Annotated in this window: 14 protein-coding genes; 7 read left to right on the forward strand and 7 right to left on the reverse strand. The window is 67.4% G+C overall.

Going from position 1 to position 14653, the window contains the following annotated elements:
- Positions 1-281 precede the first annotated feature (281 nt).
- On the forward strand, positions 282-1076 hold the full coding sequence (locus QO058_RS26685; protein WP_284169235.1) for a phytanoyl-CoA dioxygenase family protein: 795 nt from the start codon (positions 282-284) through the stop codon (positions 1074-1076).
- A 114-nt stretch (positions 1077-1190) separates the two neighbouring features.
- On the forward strand, positions 1191-2780 hold the full coding sequence (locus tag QO058_RS26690; protein WP_284173034.1) for a CYTH and CHAD domain-containing protein: 1590 nt from the start codon (positions 1191-1193) through the stop codon (positions 2778-2780).
- 176 nt (positions 2781-2956) lie between these two features.
- On the opposite strand, the gene QO058_RS26695 is transcribed toward QO058_RS26690, so the two are convergent.
- A complete protein-coding gene (locus tag QO058_RS26695; protein WP_284169236.1) occupies positions 2957-3331 on the reverse strand; it encodes a hypothetical protein in 375 nt (124 codons plus the stop codon).
- A 137-nt stretch (positions 3332-3468) separates the two neighbouring features.
- Positions 3469-4707, reverse strand: a complete 1239-nt coding sequence (locus QO058_RS26700) for an aspartate kinase (protein WP_284169237.1) — start codon at positions 4705-4707, stop codon at positions 3469-3471.
- A gap of 151 nt (positions 4708-4858) precedes the next feature.
- Between QO058_RS26700 and ubiG the strand changes: the two genes are divergently transcribed.
- The gene (gene ubiG, locus QO058_RS26705; protein WP_284169238.1) at positions 4859-5611 is read left to right on the forward strand and encodes a bifunctional 2-polyprenyl-6-hydroxyphenol methylase/3-demethylubiquinol 3-O-methyltransferase UbiG; all 753 of its coding nucleotides are present in this window, start codon (positions 4859-4861) and stop codon (positions 5609-5611) included.
- 6 nt (positions 5612-5617) lie between these two features.
- On the opposite strand, the gene QO058_RS26710 is transcribed toward ubiG, so the two are convergent.
- Positions 5618-5980: a DUF4180 domain-containing protein gene (locus QO058_RS26710; protein WP_284169239.1), complete on the reverse strand. Its 363-nt coding sequence runs from the start codon at positions 5978-5980 to the stop codon at positions 5618-5620.
- A 172-nt stretch (positions 5981-6152) separates the two neighbouring features.
- On the opposite strand from QO058_RS26710, the gene ccrA reads away from it, so the two are divergent.
- On the forward strand, positions 6153-7427 hold the full coding sequence (gene ccrA / locus QO058_RS26715) for a crotonyl-CoA carboxylase/reductase (protein ID WP_284169240.1): 1275 nt from the start codon (positions 6153-6155) through the stop codon (positions 7425-7427).
- Here the strand turns inward: ccrA and QO058_RS26720 are convergent.
- Entirely contained in the window at positions 7394-8629 is a 1236-nt protein-coding gene (locus QO058_RS26720) for an acyltransferase family protein (protein ID WP_284169241.1), read from the reverse strand. The two genes, ccrA and QO058_RS26720, sit on opposite strands and share 34 nt — an antisense overlap.
- Before the next feature lie 76 nt (positions 8630-8705).
- Between QO058_RS26720 and QO058_RS26725 the strand changes: the two genes are divergently transcribed.
- Positions 8706-9605: a LytTR family DNA-binding domain-containing protein gene (locus tag QO058_RS26725; protein ID WP_284169242.1), complete on the forward strand. Its 900-nt coding sequence runs from the start codon at positions 8706-8708 to the stop codon at positions 9603-9605.
- On the opposite strand, the gene QO058_RS26730 is transcribed toward QO058_RS26725, so the two are convergent.
- Entirely contained in the window at positions 9595-10542 is a 948-nt protein-coding gene (locus tag QO058_RS26730) for a DMT family transporter (RefSeq protein WP_284169243.1), read from the reverse strand. The two genes, QO058_RS26725 and QO058_RS26730, sit on opposite strands and share 11 nt — an antisense overlap.
- 73 nt (positions 10543-10615) lie before the next feature.
- On the opposite strand from QO058_RS26730, the gene pdxR reads away from it, so the two are divergent.
- Positions 10616-12067 (forward strand): MocR-like pyridoxine biosynthesis transcription factor PdxR, encoded by a 1452-nt coding sequence (gene pdxR, locus QO058_RS26735; RefSeq protein ID WP_284169245.1) that lies wholly within the window; start codon positions 10616-10618, stop codon positions 12065-12067.
- 48 nt (positions 12068-12115) lie between these two features.
- Here the strand turns inward: pdxR and QO058_RS26740 are convergent, their stop codons facing one another.
- Positions 12116-12382 (reverse strand): hypothetical protein, encoded by a 267-nt coding sequence (locus QO058_RS26740; protein ID WP_284169247.1) that lies wholly within the window; start codon positions 12380-12382, stop codon positions 12116-12118.
- Positions 12383-12535: 153 nt separating this feature from the next.
- Complete coding sequence (locus QO058_RS26745) at positions 12536-13393, reverse strand: YihY/virulence factor BrkB family protein (protein WP_284169249.1); 858 nt, start codon at positions 13391-13393, stop codon at positions 12536-12538.
- A 318-nt stretch (positions 13394-13711) separates the two neighbouring features.
- Here QO058_RS26745 and QO058_RS26750 point away from each other — a divergent pair, with 318 nt between their 5' ends.
- A complete protein-coding gene (locus QO058_RS26750) occupies positions 13712-14596 on the forward strand; it encodes a DMT family transporter (RefSeq protein WP_284169250.1) in 885 nt (294 codons plus the stop codon).
- Positions 14597-14653 lie beyond the last annotated feature (57 nt).

Genomic DNA, 14653 nt, shown 5'->3' on the forward strand with positions numbered 1-14653 from the left:
ATCCGGGAGGGCCGCATGGTGGCAGCGCGGCGGCTGGCTTGGCCAGCGCGCCTTTCGGCTCAAGTGATGTCTCGCGGGTTGATCGCACCGCTGACGGCTGCGATACTATGTGCACCATGATGATGTTCGCCGTCTTCGATCTCGCCTGACCTTCCTGCGGACCTGACGCGTATTTCGCGCTCCGGTCTGCAAACGGACGCTTTTTTGCGTTCGAGGGTCCCTTGCCAGCCTGCCCGCGCGGCGGGCGCTTCGGCTGGCCGATATCGAAAGACTCAACCTCAATGGCTCACCCTGAATTTGGTGCGCGCGTCCTCGACGACGCGCAGATCGCCCATTTCGTCGAGCACGGCTTCGTTCGGCTCGACCATGCCTTTTCGTCGGCGCTCGCCGACGAGGCTCGCGCCATCCTCTGGCGCGATCTCGGCTGCGATCCGAGCGATCCCGCCAGCTGGACGAAGCCGGTGAACCGGCTCGGTATGTACAGCGACGCGCCTTTCGTCGCGGCGGCAAACACGCCACGCCTGCATTCTGCCTTCGACCAACTCGTCGGTGCCGGGCGCTGGCTGCCGTGCCGCGCGATGGGCACCTTTCCGGTGCGCTTTCCCTCGCCGGAGGATCCGGGTGATGCCGGCTGGCATGTCGATGTCAGCTTCGGTTTCGACGATCCCGACTTCATGAACTGGCGAGTCAATCTCGCCTCGAAGGGCAGGGCGCTGCTGATGCTCTTCCTGTTCTCCGATGTCGGCGAAGACGATGCGCCGACGCGCATCAGGGCAGGCTCGCATCGTGATATCGCCCGGCAGCTCGCGCCGGCGGGCGAGGCCGGGCTGTCGCTGCGCGATCTCGCTGCCGATGGCTTCGCCAGCAGCGCCGGGCGCGATGAGGTGCTGGCAACGGGGGAGGCCGGCACGGTCTATCTCTGCCATCCTTTCCTGGTGCATTCCGCGCAGCCGCATCGTGGCATGACGCCGCGCTTCATGGCGCAGCCGCCTCTGCTGCCGCGCGAGCCGCTTCGCCTCGACCGGGAGGACGCGGCATATTCGCCCGTCGAGACCGCGATCCGGCGGGCTCTCTGACGCCGCACCACTTCGCCCGGGGCATCGTCTCCGGGCGAAGTGGTGACAAGCTGCTGCCGGCGACGCTACTGTCCGGGCTCACGCACTGCCCAGTGGAGAGAAGCCTTGGACGCCGTGCCGAGAGAGGATGTCGCCCAGCCCGATGACGGAGCGCCTGCCGCGCCGCTGAAGCCGCCGCCGCGCGAGATCGAGCTCAAGCTGTCCGCTTCGCCGGAAGCGCTGGAGACATTGCGCGGCGCGGATTTGATCGCTCGCCATGCCCGCAACCAGGGCGTCACGCGCCGGCTCGACGCGGTCTATTACGACACGGCAGACCGCCTGCTCGACCGCAACGGCCTGTCGCTGCGCGTGCGCCGCAGCGGCAAGCGCCATGTCCAGACCCTGAAGCGCTCCGGTTCGGGCGGTCCGCTGGTGCGCGACGAATGGGAGGTCGCGCTGCCGGACGGAGCGCTCGATCTCGCCTTGCTGCCGCTCGCCGAGATCGGCGAACCGCTCGCCAGCCTCGCGGCCGGCCAGCTCGCGCCGGTCTTCGCCACGCGCATCAGGCGACGCGTCCGCCGGCTCGATTATGCCGGCGCGCTGCTCGAGATCGCTTTCGACGACGGCACGATCGAGGCCGGCGAGAACAGCCTGCCGGTGAGTGAGGTCGAGCTTGAGCTGAAAGAAGGCGAGGCGGCGGTGCTCTACGAGTTCGGGCTCGCCATGCTCGATATTGTGCCGCTGCAGGTAGAGACGCGCAGCAAATCGGCACGCGGCTATGGTCTCGCCTTCTCGCGCCTGCCGCGGGCGGTCAAGGCCAAGCCCGTCGAGATCGCCGAGCAGGACAATGCCGACGCGGCGATCGCCGCGATCCTCGGCAACACCTATACGCAACTGCTCGGCAATCTCGCGCCCGTCGCCGCGCGCTCGGGGCCGGAAGCAGTGCATCAGCTGCGGGTCTCGCTGCGCCGCCTGCGCTCGGCACTCGCGATCTTCAAGCGCGAGGTCGCATCGCCGGCGCTGGTGCCGATCGGACAGGAAGCGAAGCGCCTCGGCCATGTCCTCGGGCCGGCCCGCAACTGGGACGTCTTCATCACCCAGACGGTGCCGGATATAGAGGCCGAGGGCCTCGACGATGCGGGACTGTCGGTGCTTCGGACGGCAGCCGAACCGTTTCAGGCCAGGAGCTATGCCGCTGTCGAGGAGCGTCTGGCGGATGCGCGCACGAGCCGCTTCCTTCTCTCGTTCGGTGCCTTGATCGAGCGCCGCGGTTGGCGGAGCGGGCTCGCCAGCGAGACCATGACAGTGCTGGCCGAGCCGGCGGCCAATTTCGCGGGGCGGGTGCTGGAACAGACCCATCGCAAGGCGCTGAAGCGCGGCCGCGGCTTTGGCAGCCTCCATCCCGAGGCGCGCCACGAGTTGCGGCTCGCGCTGAAGAAGCTGCGCTATACCGCCGAGTTCTTCCTGCCGCTTCACGACGGCTCGCTAACGCGTAAATACCTCGCCCGGCTGTCGCGTTTGCAGGACGCGCTCGGCCTCGCCAATGACGCGGCGACGACGCAGGACCTGCTCGCTGATCTGCGCAAGGGCAAGGCGACCGGGCCGGAACTCCAGTTCGCCGCCGGCGCTGTGCATGGCTGGCAGTCCCGCCACACCATCGAGGCCGGCCGCACACTCAAGAAGCGCTGGCGCACATTCGAGGCGACGAAGCCGTTCTGGACCTAGAACGTGTGGACTTTACACGGAACCACCATCGTCATCCTGGGCGCCTAAAGGGCGTCCCGGGATCCATCGTAGGGTTCGGTACCTTACGATGGATCCTGGATCTGCGCGGCTTCGCCGCTTGTCCAGGATGACGGTGTGATTCCGCGTGAAATCGCATGATCTAGAGCCGAATCCGGTCAGCCGGCCTTTCGCGTCACGATCGTCAGCTCGCCCTCATTGTTCACCTGCGCCAGCACGACATCGCGTGACGAGAAGCCCTTCGCCTCGACGGCGGACTTCACGGCGGGCGCCTTCTCGATCGCCTGGCGCAGCTTCTCGAGCTCGTCCGCGGTGCGCGTGGCCACGAGCTGGTTCACCTGCGCCTTGGTGTTCTCCGGCAGTTCGTCGAGCGCGACGACCTTCACAGACGTGATCGTCGGTGCAGAGGCTGGAGCCTCTTGCGACGTCGCGGGCGGCTGGACCGCAGGGCGCTCCGTCGCTGGTGCCTGGGCATTGGCGGCGCCGGCCAGAATAGTGGCGGCGCTTGCGACGGCGATCGTGATCATGCGCATGGGAGCTTCCTTCCATCGGTTGCGGATGAGGAAGCAATTTGACCCTAAAAATGGGATCAGAGGCTGGAAGCGATCAGGTCATTTCGTGACCATATGGCGGCGCTGACGAGGCGATGACGCACGCGCCGCCATAAAACTCAGGCCGCGTCGAGCCCGTAGAGCGAGTGCAGGGTGCGGACCGCGAGTTCGGTATAGGCGGCATCGATCAGCACCGAGAACTTGATCTCGGAGGTGGTGATGGCGCGGATGTTGATGCCCTTCTCGGCCAGCGCCCGGAAGGCGCGCGCCGCGACACCGGCATGGCTGCGCATGCCGACGCCGATCGCCGAGATCTTCACCACGTCGGTCGCGCCCTGGATGTCCTGGTAGGCGATGGTGTCATGCTTCGATTCGAGCAGGCCCTTGGCGCGCTCGTAATCGGCGGTCGGCACGGTGAAAGTGATGTCGGTGGTCGCCTGGTCGTCAGAGACGACCTGGATGATCATGTCGACATTGATGTTGGCGTCGGCCAGCGGTCCGAAGATCGCCGCGGCGACGCCGGGCTGGTCGGCGACGCGCCGGAGCGTGATCTGGGCTTCGTCGCGCGAGAACGCGATGCCGGTGACGATCTGCTGTTCCACGATGTCGTCCTCGTCGCAGATGAGGGTGCCGGGATTGGGATTGTCGGGGTCGTCGAAGGAAGAGCGCACATAGGTCGGCACGCGCTGGACCATGGCGATCTCGACCGAGCGCACCTGCAGCACCTTCGAGCCGAGGGAGGCCATCTCCAGCATCTCTTCGAACGAGACCTTGTCCATGCGCCGCGCCTTCGGCACGACGCGGGGATCGGTCGTATAGACGCCGTCGACATCGGTGTAGATGTCGCAGCGATCGGCCTTGAGGCCGGCGGCGAGCGCGACCGCGCTGGTGTCCGAGCCGCCGCGGCCGAGCGTGACGATTCGGTGGCTGCGCGGGTTGACGCCCTGGAAGCCGGAGCAGACGGCGATTTCGCGGTTGCGGTCGAAGCCGGCGAGGATGCCGGCACCGTCGACGCCCTCGATGCGCGCCGAACCATGCGCGTCCGAGCCGTAGAGCGGGATCTGCCAGCCCTGCCAGGAGCGGGCGGGGAGGCCCATCTCCTGCAGCACGATCGCCATCAACCCGGAGGTGACCTGCTCGCCCGAGGCGACGACGACGTCGTACTCAGCCGGATCGTGCAGGGCCGAAGCTTCCTTGGCCCAGGCGACCAGCTCGTTGGTCTTGCCCGACATCGCCGAGACCACGACCGCGACCTGGTTGCCGGCGTCGAATTCGCGTTTGACGTGACGGGCCGCGTTCTTGATGCGCTCGACAGTGGCGACCGAAGTGCCGCCGAATTTCATCACCAGACGGGCCATGACGTCCAAGAGCTCTCAGCAACGGACCCGGCGCGGTGCCGGGACAAATAGCGCCCTCGCGCCAGGCGAAGGGCGGGTGTAGATGACGGGCAGCACCGAAAGTGTCAATGCGGCCGCGTTCGAGACACGCGTAAACGGGATATCAAGGGCGATGACGGCAGCGGCACGCGAAGGTTCCACCATCGACCCCGCCGAGGTCGCGCGCTTCGATGCGCTGGCGAAAAGCTGGTGGGACCCGAAGGGGCCGATGGCGGTGCTGCACAAGTTCAATCCTGTCAGGCTTGCCTTCATCCGCGACCTCGTCTGCGAGCGGCAGGGTCGCGATCCGAAATCGCTGCAGGCCCTGAAGGATCTGAGCATCGTCGATATCGGCTGCGGCGGTGGCGTGCTCTCCGAGCCGCTGGCGCGGCTGGGAGCTCAGGTGACGGGGCTCGACCCGGCAACGACCAATATCGCGGTGGCGCGAGCACATGCGCAGAAGGCCGGCGTCGACGTCGACTATCGCGAAGAGACGATCGAGGCGGTCGTGGCCTCGGGCGCACGGTTCGACATCGTGCTCGCCATGGAGGTGGTCGAGCATGTCGCCGATGTCGATGCCTTCGTCGCCTCCTGCTGCGCGGCGGTGAAGCCGGGCGGCCTGCTCGTGATGGCGACGCTGAACCGCACGCTGAAATCCTACGCGCTCGCCATAGTCGGCGCCGAATACGTCCTGCGCTGGCTGCCGCGCGGCACCCATGACTGGGAGAAGTTCGTGACGCCCGACGAGTTGGAAGCCGCGATCGAGACCGGCGGTCTCTCGGTCTTCGCCCGCGAGGGCGTCGCCTACAACCCGCTCGCCGATCGCTGGTCGCGCTCGCGAGATCTCGACGTCAACTACATGCTGGCGGCGAGCCGTCCGGCCTGATCGCCCTCAGGCCGCGAGCCGGGCGTCGAGGGCTGCGAGATCCTCGACGAACCAGAGCGTCTGCCCCCGATTGCTCTCATAGACGAAGTCGCGCAGGGCCTTGCTCTGCGCGCAACGGGCCGAGATGTCGCCGACGATGGCCAAGCGGACGCGATAATTGACGAATTTCTGCGCGACCTCGCCGGCGAGCCGCGTCGCGAGCTGGAAGAAGGCGGGATCGAGCCGCGCGACGGGGATCGCCACCATCGTTGCTTCGGCCGCCCAGGCGGCGCCAAGGAAATCGTTGGCGTCGCGCTCGCTCGCGAGCGGGGGGCCGTCTTCGGCGCAGATCAGCACATTTGTGCCGTGAAGCTCACGAATCATGTCCATTGCGGCTGTATCGGCGCTACCTTGTCGTCAGGCAAGGGGATGCCGGGCGCAGCCTTTTCCTCTTGTTTTTGCGCTGCAGCATAATTCGATAGAACTATGGCGCAGCGCAGCAATGGTCTGCATGATGCCTGTAACGCCACCAGATGAGGCGTGGCGAAAAGGGAGAGAGCGAATGTCGAAGCCGCAGCCTGTTGCGAAGCCCGCATTGAAGGATCTTTACGAGCTCGGCGAGCTGCCGCCGCTCGGCCATGTCCCGGCCAGCATGTACGCCTGGACGATCCGCCGCGAGCGCCATGGTCCGCCACAGGACAGTTTCCAGGTCGAGGTGGTGCCGACCTGGTCGATCGGCGAAGAGGAGGTGCTGCTGCTCGTGATGGCCGGCGGCGTCAACTACAACGGCATCTGGGCCGGGCTCGGTCAGCCGATCTCGCCTTTCGACGTCCATAAGGGCTCGTTGCACATCGCCGGCTCCGATGCCTCGGGCATCGTCTGGGCCGTCGGCTCCAAGGTGAAGCGCTGGAAGGTCGGCGACGAGGTCATCGTCCACTGCAACCAGGACGATGGCGACGACGAGGAGTGCAATGGCGGCGACCCGATGTTCTCCTCCTCCCAGCGCATCTGGGGCTATGAGACGCCGGACGGCTCCTTCGCGCAGTTCTGCCGGGTGCAGTCGCGCCAATTGATGCTGAAGCCGAAGCACCTCTCCTGGGAGGAATCGGCCTGCTACACGCTGACCCTGGCGACCGCCTACCGCATGCTGTTCGGCCACGCCCCGCATACGATCAAGCCGGGCGACAACGTCTTGATCTGGGGCGCCTCGGGCGGCCTCGGCGTCTTTGGCGTGCAGCTCTGCGCCGCCTCGGGCGCCAACGCCATCGGCGTGATCTCGGACGAGAGCAAGCGCGACTACGTGCTCGGCCTCGGCGCCAAGGGCGTAATCAACCGCAAGGATTTCAACTGCTGGGGCCAGATGCCCACGGTCAACTCGCCCGAATACAACGACTGGACCAAGGAAGCCCGCAAGTTCGGCAAGGCGATCTGGGACATCACCGGCAAGAAGGATGTCGACATCGTCTTCGAGCATCCGGGCGAGGCGACCTTCCCGGTTTCCTGTCTCGTCGCCAAGCGCGGCGGCATGGTCGTCTTCTGCGCTGGCACCTCGGGCTTCAACATCACCTTCGACGCCCGCTATGTCTGGATGCGCCAGAAGCGCGTGCAGGGCTCGCATTTCGCCCATCTCAAGCAGGCGAGCGCCGCCAACCAGTTCGTCATCGACCGCCGCGTCGACCCCTGCATGTCCGAGGTCTTCCCCTGGGACAAGATCCCGCTCGCCCACCACAAGATGTGGAAGAATGAGCATGCGCCTGGCAACATGGCCGTGCTGGTCTACGCCCCGCGCACCGGCCTGCGCACCTATGAGGACGTAGCCGAGGCGCTGGAAGGCTGACGCCGGGAAACGGACGGGCGCTTGCGCCTGCCCGTCGCGATTCCGAACAGCGGCCGGAGCCAGCCGATGCGCCGGGCGATCTCGTAGCTCGCGAAGCAGCTCAGTGCTGTGATCGCGATGACCAGCGACGCTTCCTGCCCGGCCGGCAGGGCGAGCGGCTTCAGCCAGTGCGCGGCGAGGATGATCGCGCTCTGGTGGACGAGGTACCAGCAGAACACCGCCTCGACGAGGTAACGACGGGCCGGCCCGTCGCGCCGCGAGAGGTGCCGGCGGGCAAAGCCGAGGATGGCGACGATCCAGCACCATTGGTCGAGGCCGTAGACGAATGGCCCGGCGAGACGGCGCAGATCGCCGGGAGGCTGGGCCCGCAGCCAGAGCATGGCCAGGAAGGCTGCGATGGCGAGGGCGAGTGCGAGCCAGCGCAGCCGCTCGGTTCGCTCGGCCAGCACTTGCGAGCGCGCGGCGAGGAAGCCGAACAGGAAGCAAAAGCCGTAGAGGACGTGCTGGTACCAGTCGCCGACGACGATGTGGCTCGGCGGCGCAACAGGAAAGATCAGGAAGCGGTTGAGGCCGAGCAGCAGCGCCGGCCCGAGCAAAAGCAGAACACCGGGCAGAGACCGCTCCAGCAGCCGCTTGCCACGCGCGGCGAGGCTAGGCGCGAGCGCGACCAGCCCGGCGAGCGCCATAGTGTAGAGAAAGAGATAGGCGACGAACCAGAGATGGTTCCAGGTCGGCAGGATGATGCAGGCCTGCCGGCCGTTCTCGATCGGGCAGAAGCCCTGGTCGAAGGCGAGATAATGGCGCAGCCAGAAGTCGAGATAGCTGCCGGAAAAACCGAGTTTTTCGACGACTTCCGCCCAGGATTGCGGCGGCACCACCGCCAGCATGCCGAAGGCGAGGGGGATCAGCAGCCGGGCCGAGCGCCGCCGTGCGAATGCCCCGATCTCGTATTTGCCCAGCATGAACCGGGTCGCGGCGCCCGAGACCAGGAAGAGCAGCGCCATCCGCCAGGGGTTGAGCAGGAGCATCAATGGCTCGAGCTCGCGCAGCCTATGGGCGCTCTTCACATGGAAGCCCCATGACACGTAGAGCATGCCGACATGGTAGAGGATCAGCAGCCCGAAGGCGCCGATCCTGATCCAGTCGAGATCGAGCCGGCGTTCAGCAATCTGTGGCGGGGAATGGTTGGTTTGCGCAGGCATGGCGGCTATCCCTTGCTCGCCCTGAGCAGGCCAGCATGGCCTGGTCGAGGTCGAGACGGTGCGGGACGAGCAGCCGATGCTGCGTGACGAAAGCCAGAGGGCCGGGACGAGCGGCGGCGATGCCGTGACGAATGGCGAGGCATCGGCGCTCCAACGCGCCGCCCGCGGCCTTCCGGCGTGGACGCTGTATCTCCTGATCGCTGCCGGAACGGCCGCGACCTGCGCCGTCAACGCCTTCTCGACCCTGCACGATCTCACACGTTACGGCCGCGCGGTGCCCTTCTGGCAGCCCTTCCTCTGGGAGGCGTCGAGCGGCGTCGTCATCGTGGCGCTTGCCCCGCTGGTGCGCCGGCTGGTTCTGGCCTCGTTGACGAAGCCGTTCGGTCCAGCGGCGTTGATCGCGCTCCATGCTGTCGCCGCGTTGGCCTTCTCGGCCCTGCACGTCGCCGGCATGATTCTGCTGCGCAAGCTCGGCTACTGGATCGCGGGAGCCGGCGACTACAGCTTTGGTCTCTCGCCCGGGAATCTGCTCTACGAGCTGCGCAAGGACATTCTCGTTTATCTGCTGCTGGCAGGGTTGTTCTGGCTCGCCGAACTGTGGGCGCGGCGTCCGACGCCGCACAGGATCGCCGCCGATGCGAAACCTGTCGCCTCAGGCTTCTGGCTGCGCGACGGCACGATCAATCTGCGGCTAGAACCGGCCGAGATCGTTGCCGTGGTCTCGGCCGGAAACTATGTCGAATACTGCCTGGAGAGCGGCAAGCGCCACCTGATCCGCGCCACGCTGCAGGCCGAGGAGGAGCGCCTGCGCCGGCTGGGCTTCGCCCGCATCCACCGGACCCGGCTGGTCAATCGGAGCCGCATCCGGCGCATCGCCGGCCGGCCCTCGGGCGATTTCGACGTCGAAATGGATACCGGCGAGAGCTATGTGGGCAGCCGCCGCTACCGCGACGGCCTCGCTGCGCTCACGCCTTGACGGCTGGCGTCGGCCGCCGCGTCAGCGAGACGATGACGAGGCCGGTCAGCACCACGAGGCCACCGGTGATCTCGCGCAGGCCGACGCTTTCGCCGAGCAGGGTGACGCCCATCAGGATCGTCCAGAACGGCACGAGATAGCCGTTCATCGAGCCGAGCACCGGTCCGGCGCTGCGCAGGATCATCATGTAGAGCAGGATCGGCAGCGCGGTGGCGAAGATGCCGAGCGCCAGCAGCGGCAGAGCGAGGCCGGGCGCCGCGGCAAAGGCGGCCGGGCCGGAGAGGCCGAGCACGAGGACAAGCGTCGGCAATCCCGAAAAGACCTGCTGGCCGAGCGCCAGCCGCGCCGGCTCAACCTTCGGGATGCCGCGGACATAGAGGTTTCCGAGCGCATAGCTCAGCGCAGTCGCCGCCATGGCGAGCGTGCCCATGGCGCTCGGCGACCCCGTGGCGAAGGCGGCGGGACCGAGCAGGATCGCCATGCCCGAGAAACCGATCAGCACGCCGAGCGCCCGCTTCGCCGACAGGCGCTCGTCGGCGAACAGCAGATGCGCCAGCATCGCGACGATCAGTGGCGTGCAGGCCTGGATCAGCGAGGTCAGCGACGCGGTGATCTGCGTCAGTGCATAGGCGGTCAGCGTGTTCGGAATTGCGCCCTGCAGCAGGCCGAGCACGGCCCAGTCGCGCCATTCGCGGCCTTGCGGCAGCACGGTCTCGCCGCGCAAGCCGAGCCAGAGCCCGAGCAGCGCCGCGCCCATCAGGCCGCGCAGCGCGGTCAGCGCCAGCGGCGAAATCTCCGCGCCGATCAGTTTCATCAGCAGGAAGGACGAGCCCCACAGGCAGGAGCAGAGCAGCATCTGCCCGAGCAGCAGCGTGGTGCTGCCGGGCAGGGCAGGAGAGGGTTGGCCGGGCAGCGCCTGGGACATCTGGACACTCATCGTCGCCTCCGTGACGAGGCTCGACCATGCGACTCATTCTGGTACCATTGAAGTTCCGGTTTCGAGAATATCGATGGTACCAATTCTTGGGATCGCGCTGGCGATCCCCAAGACAGGCCGGCGCGAGGCGCTGCACCGTCAGCTCGCCGCCGCCATTCGCGACGGCCGCCTTGCGGCCGGTTTGCGCCTGCCGGCGACACGCGTCCTGGCCGAGGCGCTCTGCCTGTCGCGCAATACCGTGCTCGCGGCCTACGACATGCTGCTGGCCGAAGGCTACGTCGAGGCCAAAGCGGGCTCCGGCATCTATGTCGCGCCCTTGCGTCCACTCCGGGCCCCCCGTCGGCCAGCCGCTGCGGAGGACAAGGTCGATGGTCGCCTCGCCGCGTATTGGCGCCGGCCCGGCACCATGCCGACGGCCGGGCCGGAGCGGCCGGTCCGCTTCGACCTTCGCCTTGGCACGCCCGATATCCGGATGATGCCGCTCGCCATCTGGCAACGCCTGCATGCACGCGCCTTGCGTGCTGTTGCCCGGCGCGGCGAGGGTTATGGCGAGCCGGCAGGCCGCCTCGATCTGCGCGCGGCCATCGCCGCCCATGTCTCCTTCACCCGCGCCGTGGCGGCGCAGGCCGGCGACGTCGTCGTGACCGCCGGCGCGCAGCAGGCTTTCGACCTGATCGCGCGGATTCTGGTGACGCCCGGCCGGACGGTCGTCGCGGTCGAGAATCCCGGCTATCCGCCGCTGCGCCTCGCTTTCGCTGCGGCAGGCGCGCGGATCGTGCCCGTGCCGGTCGACGATGACGGACTCGTCGTCGAGGCGCTGCCGGCAGAGGCGAACATCGTCTGCGTCTCGCCCTCGCATCAGTTCCCGCTCGGCGTGGCGATGTCACTGCCGAGGCGTCTGGCGCTGCTCGGTTTCGCCAAGGCGAGCGGCGCGGTCGTCGTCGAGGATGATTACGACAGCGAGTTCCGCTATGGCGGCCGCCCACTCGATGCCTTGCAGACCCTCGATCGCGATGGGCTCGTCTTCTATGTCGGAACCTTCTCGAAGACGCTGTTTCCCGGCCTCCGGCTCGGCTTTGCCGTCGTTCCGGACTGGGCGAGGGCCGCGCTGCTCGCCGCCAGGCAGGCGGTCGACTGGCACGTCCCGCTCACCGATCAGGGCGCGCTCGCAGCCTTCATCGCCGAGGGCCATCTCGCCCGTCATGTCCGCCGGATGCGCCGGCTCTACGGCGAGCGCCGCGCGGCGCTTCTAACGGCTTTGAATGGCGATCTCGCCGCCTGGCTGACGCCGGTCGCCTCCGAGGCGGGGCTGCATCTCTCGGCTCGGTTCAAGTCCGGACTGTCGGGGGCGGCCGTCGCAAATGCGGCGGCGGAGGCAGGTGTCGCGGTCGAATGGCTCGAGCGCTACGCCGTCGGAGCGCCCGCATCGGCCGGGCTCGCCTTTGGCTTCGGGACGATTGGGGCCGACGAGATACCCGGAGCATTGGCTAGGCTCGAACCAGTCCTGCGCCGCGCCGCCGGCTGAGGTCCGGCGCGGCCGGCCTAGGCCGGCCGCCTCAAATTCCAGACCTGCTCAGCTCCAGCCGGCTTCCTGCTCGCAGGCCTTGCGGGCATTCGGGTTGGCCTTCTCCCACTGCGTGATCGAGCGGGTCTCGTTGTCACTCATCTTGCCGTTCATGCAGGTGCAGTAGGTGTTGACGACGCTGGCCGCGACCTTCGCGTCCTTGTTGTCGCTCAGGCACTGGTTGACCCATTTCTTGTCGTCGGCGCTCTGCGCGAAAGCAGCCGCGCTGGCCAGCACGCTGCCCGCCAGGAGCAGCGCCGAAAGCTTGAATGTCATGGTGAAGCCTCATCGGTGACCGCCTCGCTCGGCGGCGTCGCGATAGGTTGCGCGTGGGCTGGAGCAGTCAATCGGCCGGCTTGAACGGCCGTTCACAACAAGGCGTCCCCCACCGCTTTCAGCCACTCGGCACCCGCGGCGGTGGACGATGGTTCACAGCTTGGCCAGCACATCCCCCGGCGATTTCTCAGGTGCCCGGCTCAGCGCGATCGCGGCGTTGAGCTCGGCGCCATAGAGGAAGATCGCCGCCAGCCAATACAGGAAGACGAGCGCGATCATCGCGGTGGCGAGGCCGGCATAGGTGGTGACATAGGCGCCGGCGAAGGAATCGAGATACCAGCCGAAGGCAATGCCGCCGACGAGCCAGACCACCAGCGTCGTCAGGATGCCCGGCCACATCGCGCCGATATGCGGCGCCCGCGCCGGCAGCAGCTTGTGCGCGACGCTGAGCGCCAGCACCACCAGCACGGTCGCGCCCGCGATGCGCAGGAAGGCGAGCATGAAGCCGAGCGGGGCGATGGCCGGGGCGAAGCCGACGATGCCGCGCCAGAGCAGCGGGCCGAGCACGACCAGCAGTGAGAAAGCGAGCATGAAGACCGCGCCGCCGATCACATAGGCGATCGATTCCAGCCTTGTGCGCCACCAACTGCGCCATTCATAGGCCTCGTAGGCGCGATTGAGCCCGATCCTGACAGCCTCGACCCCCGAGGAGGAGAAGTAGAGGGCGAGGATCGCGCCGAGCGTCAGTGCGTCCTTGCGCACCGCGGTCAGCACCGAGCGGACCTCGCGCGCGATCGGCTCGGCGACCTCGCGCGGCCAGGCTTCGAGCAGCAACTGCGCCGCTTCGTCGGCCGCCGCCTGCGAGCCGAAGAAGCCGCCGAGCGCGGTGACCAGGATCAGGAACGGGAACAGCGACATCAGCATCGACAGTGCGATGTGGCTGGCGATCGCCCAGCCGTCATGGGCGATGAAGCGCTCGAAGGCGAGGGCGGGGACTGAGCGCAGCGACATACAGGTCTCGGGCGAGGCAGGGCGGTGATTGTGGCGGTTGCACCGCCGGTGGCAAGAGGTGTGCGCCGCCAAGCCGGATCAGGTCTCCCTCTGCCCGGCAAGAGCGCGGGAGCCCTCTCCCGGAACGGGGGAGGATTGGGAGGGGGCATCGCGCCGACGCTGGTTCGATGTCGCGCTGGCCCCTCTCCATCTCTCCCCCGTTCCGGGGAGAGAGGCGGCCTCATCGGCCTCGTCGCGTTCGGAACATACCCTCAAGGCGTCCGCATGCGGCGACAACTGCCTGAAACCAGCCTATCAGGCGCCTAGAAGGTCGCCGCAATGTTCGATTCCCCGCTCTTCCTGCGCCTGTCGCCGGTGCTCTTCGTCTTCCTCTGGTCGAGCGGCTGGATCGTCGCCGGCTATTCGGCACGCTATTCCGATGCGCTGACCTTCCTTTCGGTCCGTTTCGCCTGTGCCGGCCTTGCGCTCGCTGCATTGGCCTTCGCCCTTGGTGCACCCTGGCCGAAGAGCCGGCGCGCCATCATCGATTGCGCCATTGCTGGCATCCTGCTCCACGCCGTCTATCTCGGCGGCGTCTGGTGGGCGGTGCGTCACGGGCTGCCGGCCGGCGTTTCCGGGCTGATCGCCGGTTTGCAGCCGGTGCTCACCGCGCTGTTCGCGCCAATGATCATGCGCGAGCGCATCTCGTCGATCCGCTGGCTCGGCATCGTCTTCGGCTTCGTCGGAATCGCGCTGGTGCTGGAGCCGAAGCTGGTCGGCGTCGCGCCCGAGGCGCTGCAGGCGGTGGCGCTGCCGATCATCGTCAACGTCGTCGGCATGTTTGCCGTCACCTTCGGCTCGTTCTGGCAGAAGGCGCGCATCGTCGAGGGCGATCTGCGTACGGTGACGGCGGTGCAATACATCGCCGCCTTCCTGTTCACGCTGCCCTTCGCCTATTTGCTCGAGCCGATGCGGATCGAGTGGAACTTGACCATGGGCCTGGTGCTGGCCTGGTCGGTGCTGGCGCTCTCGCTCGGCGGAATCGGGCTCTATCTCGTGCTGATCCGCCGTGGTCAGGTCTCGCGCATCGCGACCTTCCTCTATCTCGTGCCGCCGGCCGTTGCGGTCGAAGCCTGGCTGCTTTTCGGCGAGACCCTGACGCCGATCCAGCTCGTCGGCATGGCGGTCGCCGTGTTCGGCGTCGTACTCGCCAGCCGCAAATAGCGCGCAGATGCGCAGCTGTCGATGATCGGCGCGCGATCTCCGGGTTCCCGGAAGCCG

The sequence above is a fragment of the Bosea vestrisii genome (assembly GCF_030144325.1).
Lineage (GTDB): Bacteria > Pseudomonadota > Alphaproteobacteria > Rhizobiales > Beijerinckiaceae > Allobosea > Allobosea vestrisii_A.

Coding starts and splice junctions, on each gene's coding strand:
- QO058_RS26685 (WP_284169235.1), top strand. CDS start 282: ATGGCTCACCCTGAATTTGGTGCGCGCGTCCTCGACGACGCGCAGATC.
- QO058_RS26695 (WP_284169236.1), bottom strand. CDS start 3,331: ATGCGCATGATCACGATCGCCGTCGCAAGCGCCGCCACTATTCTGGCC.
- QO058_RS26700 (WP_284169237.1), bottom strand. CDS start 4,707: ATGGCCCGTCTGGTGATGAAATTCGGCGGCACTTCGGTCGCCACTGTC.
- ubiG (WP_284169238.1), top strand. CDS start 4,859: ATGACGGCAGCGGCACGCGAAGGTTCCACCATCGACCCCGCCGAGGTC.
- QO058_RS26710 (WP_284169239.1), bottom strand. CDS start 5,980: ATGGACATGATTCGTGAGCTTCACGGCACAAATGTGCTGATCTGCGCC.
- ccrA (WP_284169240.1), top strand. CDS start 6,153: ATGTCGAAGCCGCAGCCTGTTGCGAAGCCCGCATTGAAGGATCTTTAC.
- QO058_RS26720 (WP_284169241.1), bottom strand. CDS start 8,629: ATGCCTGCGCAAACCAACCATTCCCCGCCACAGATTGCTGAACGCCGG.
- QO058_RS26725 (WP_284169242.1), top strand. CDS start 8,706: ATGCTGCGTGACGAAAGCCAGAGGGCCGGGACGAGCGGCGGCGATGCC.
- QO058_RS26730 (WP_284169243.1), bottom strand. CDS start 10,542: ATGAGTGTCCAGATGTCCCAGGCGCTGCCCGGCCAACCCTCTCCTGCC.
- pdxR (WP_284169245.1), top strand. CDS start 10,616: ATGGTACCAATTCTTGGGATCGCGCTGGCGATCCCCAAGACAGGCCGG.
- QO058_RS26740 (WP_284169247.1), bottom strand. CDS start 12,382: ATGACATTCAAGCTTTCGGCGCTGCTCCTGGCGGGCAGCGTGCTGGCC.
- QO058_RS26745 (WP_284169249.1), bottom strand. CDS start 13,393: ATGTCGCTGCGCTCAGTCCCCGCCCTCGCCTTCGAGCGCTTCATCGCC.
- QO058_RS26750 (WP_284169250.1), top strand. CDS start 13,712: ATGTTCGATTCCCCGCTCTTCCTGCGCCTGTCGCCGGTGCTCTTCGTC.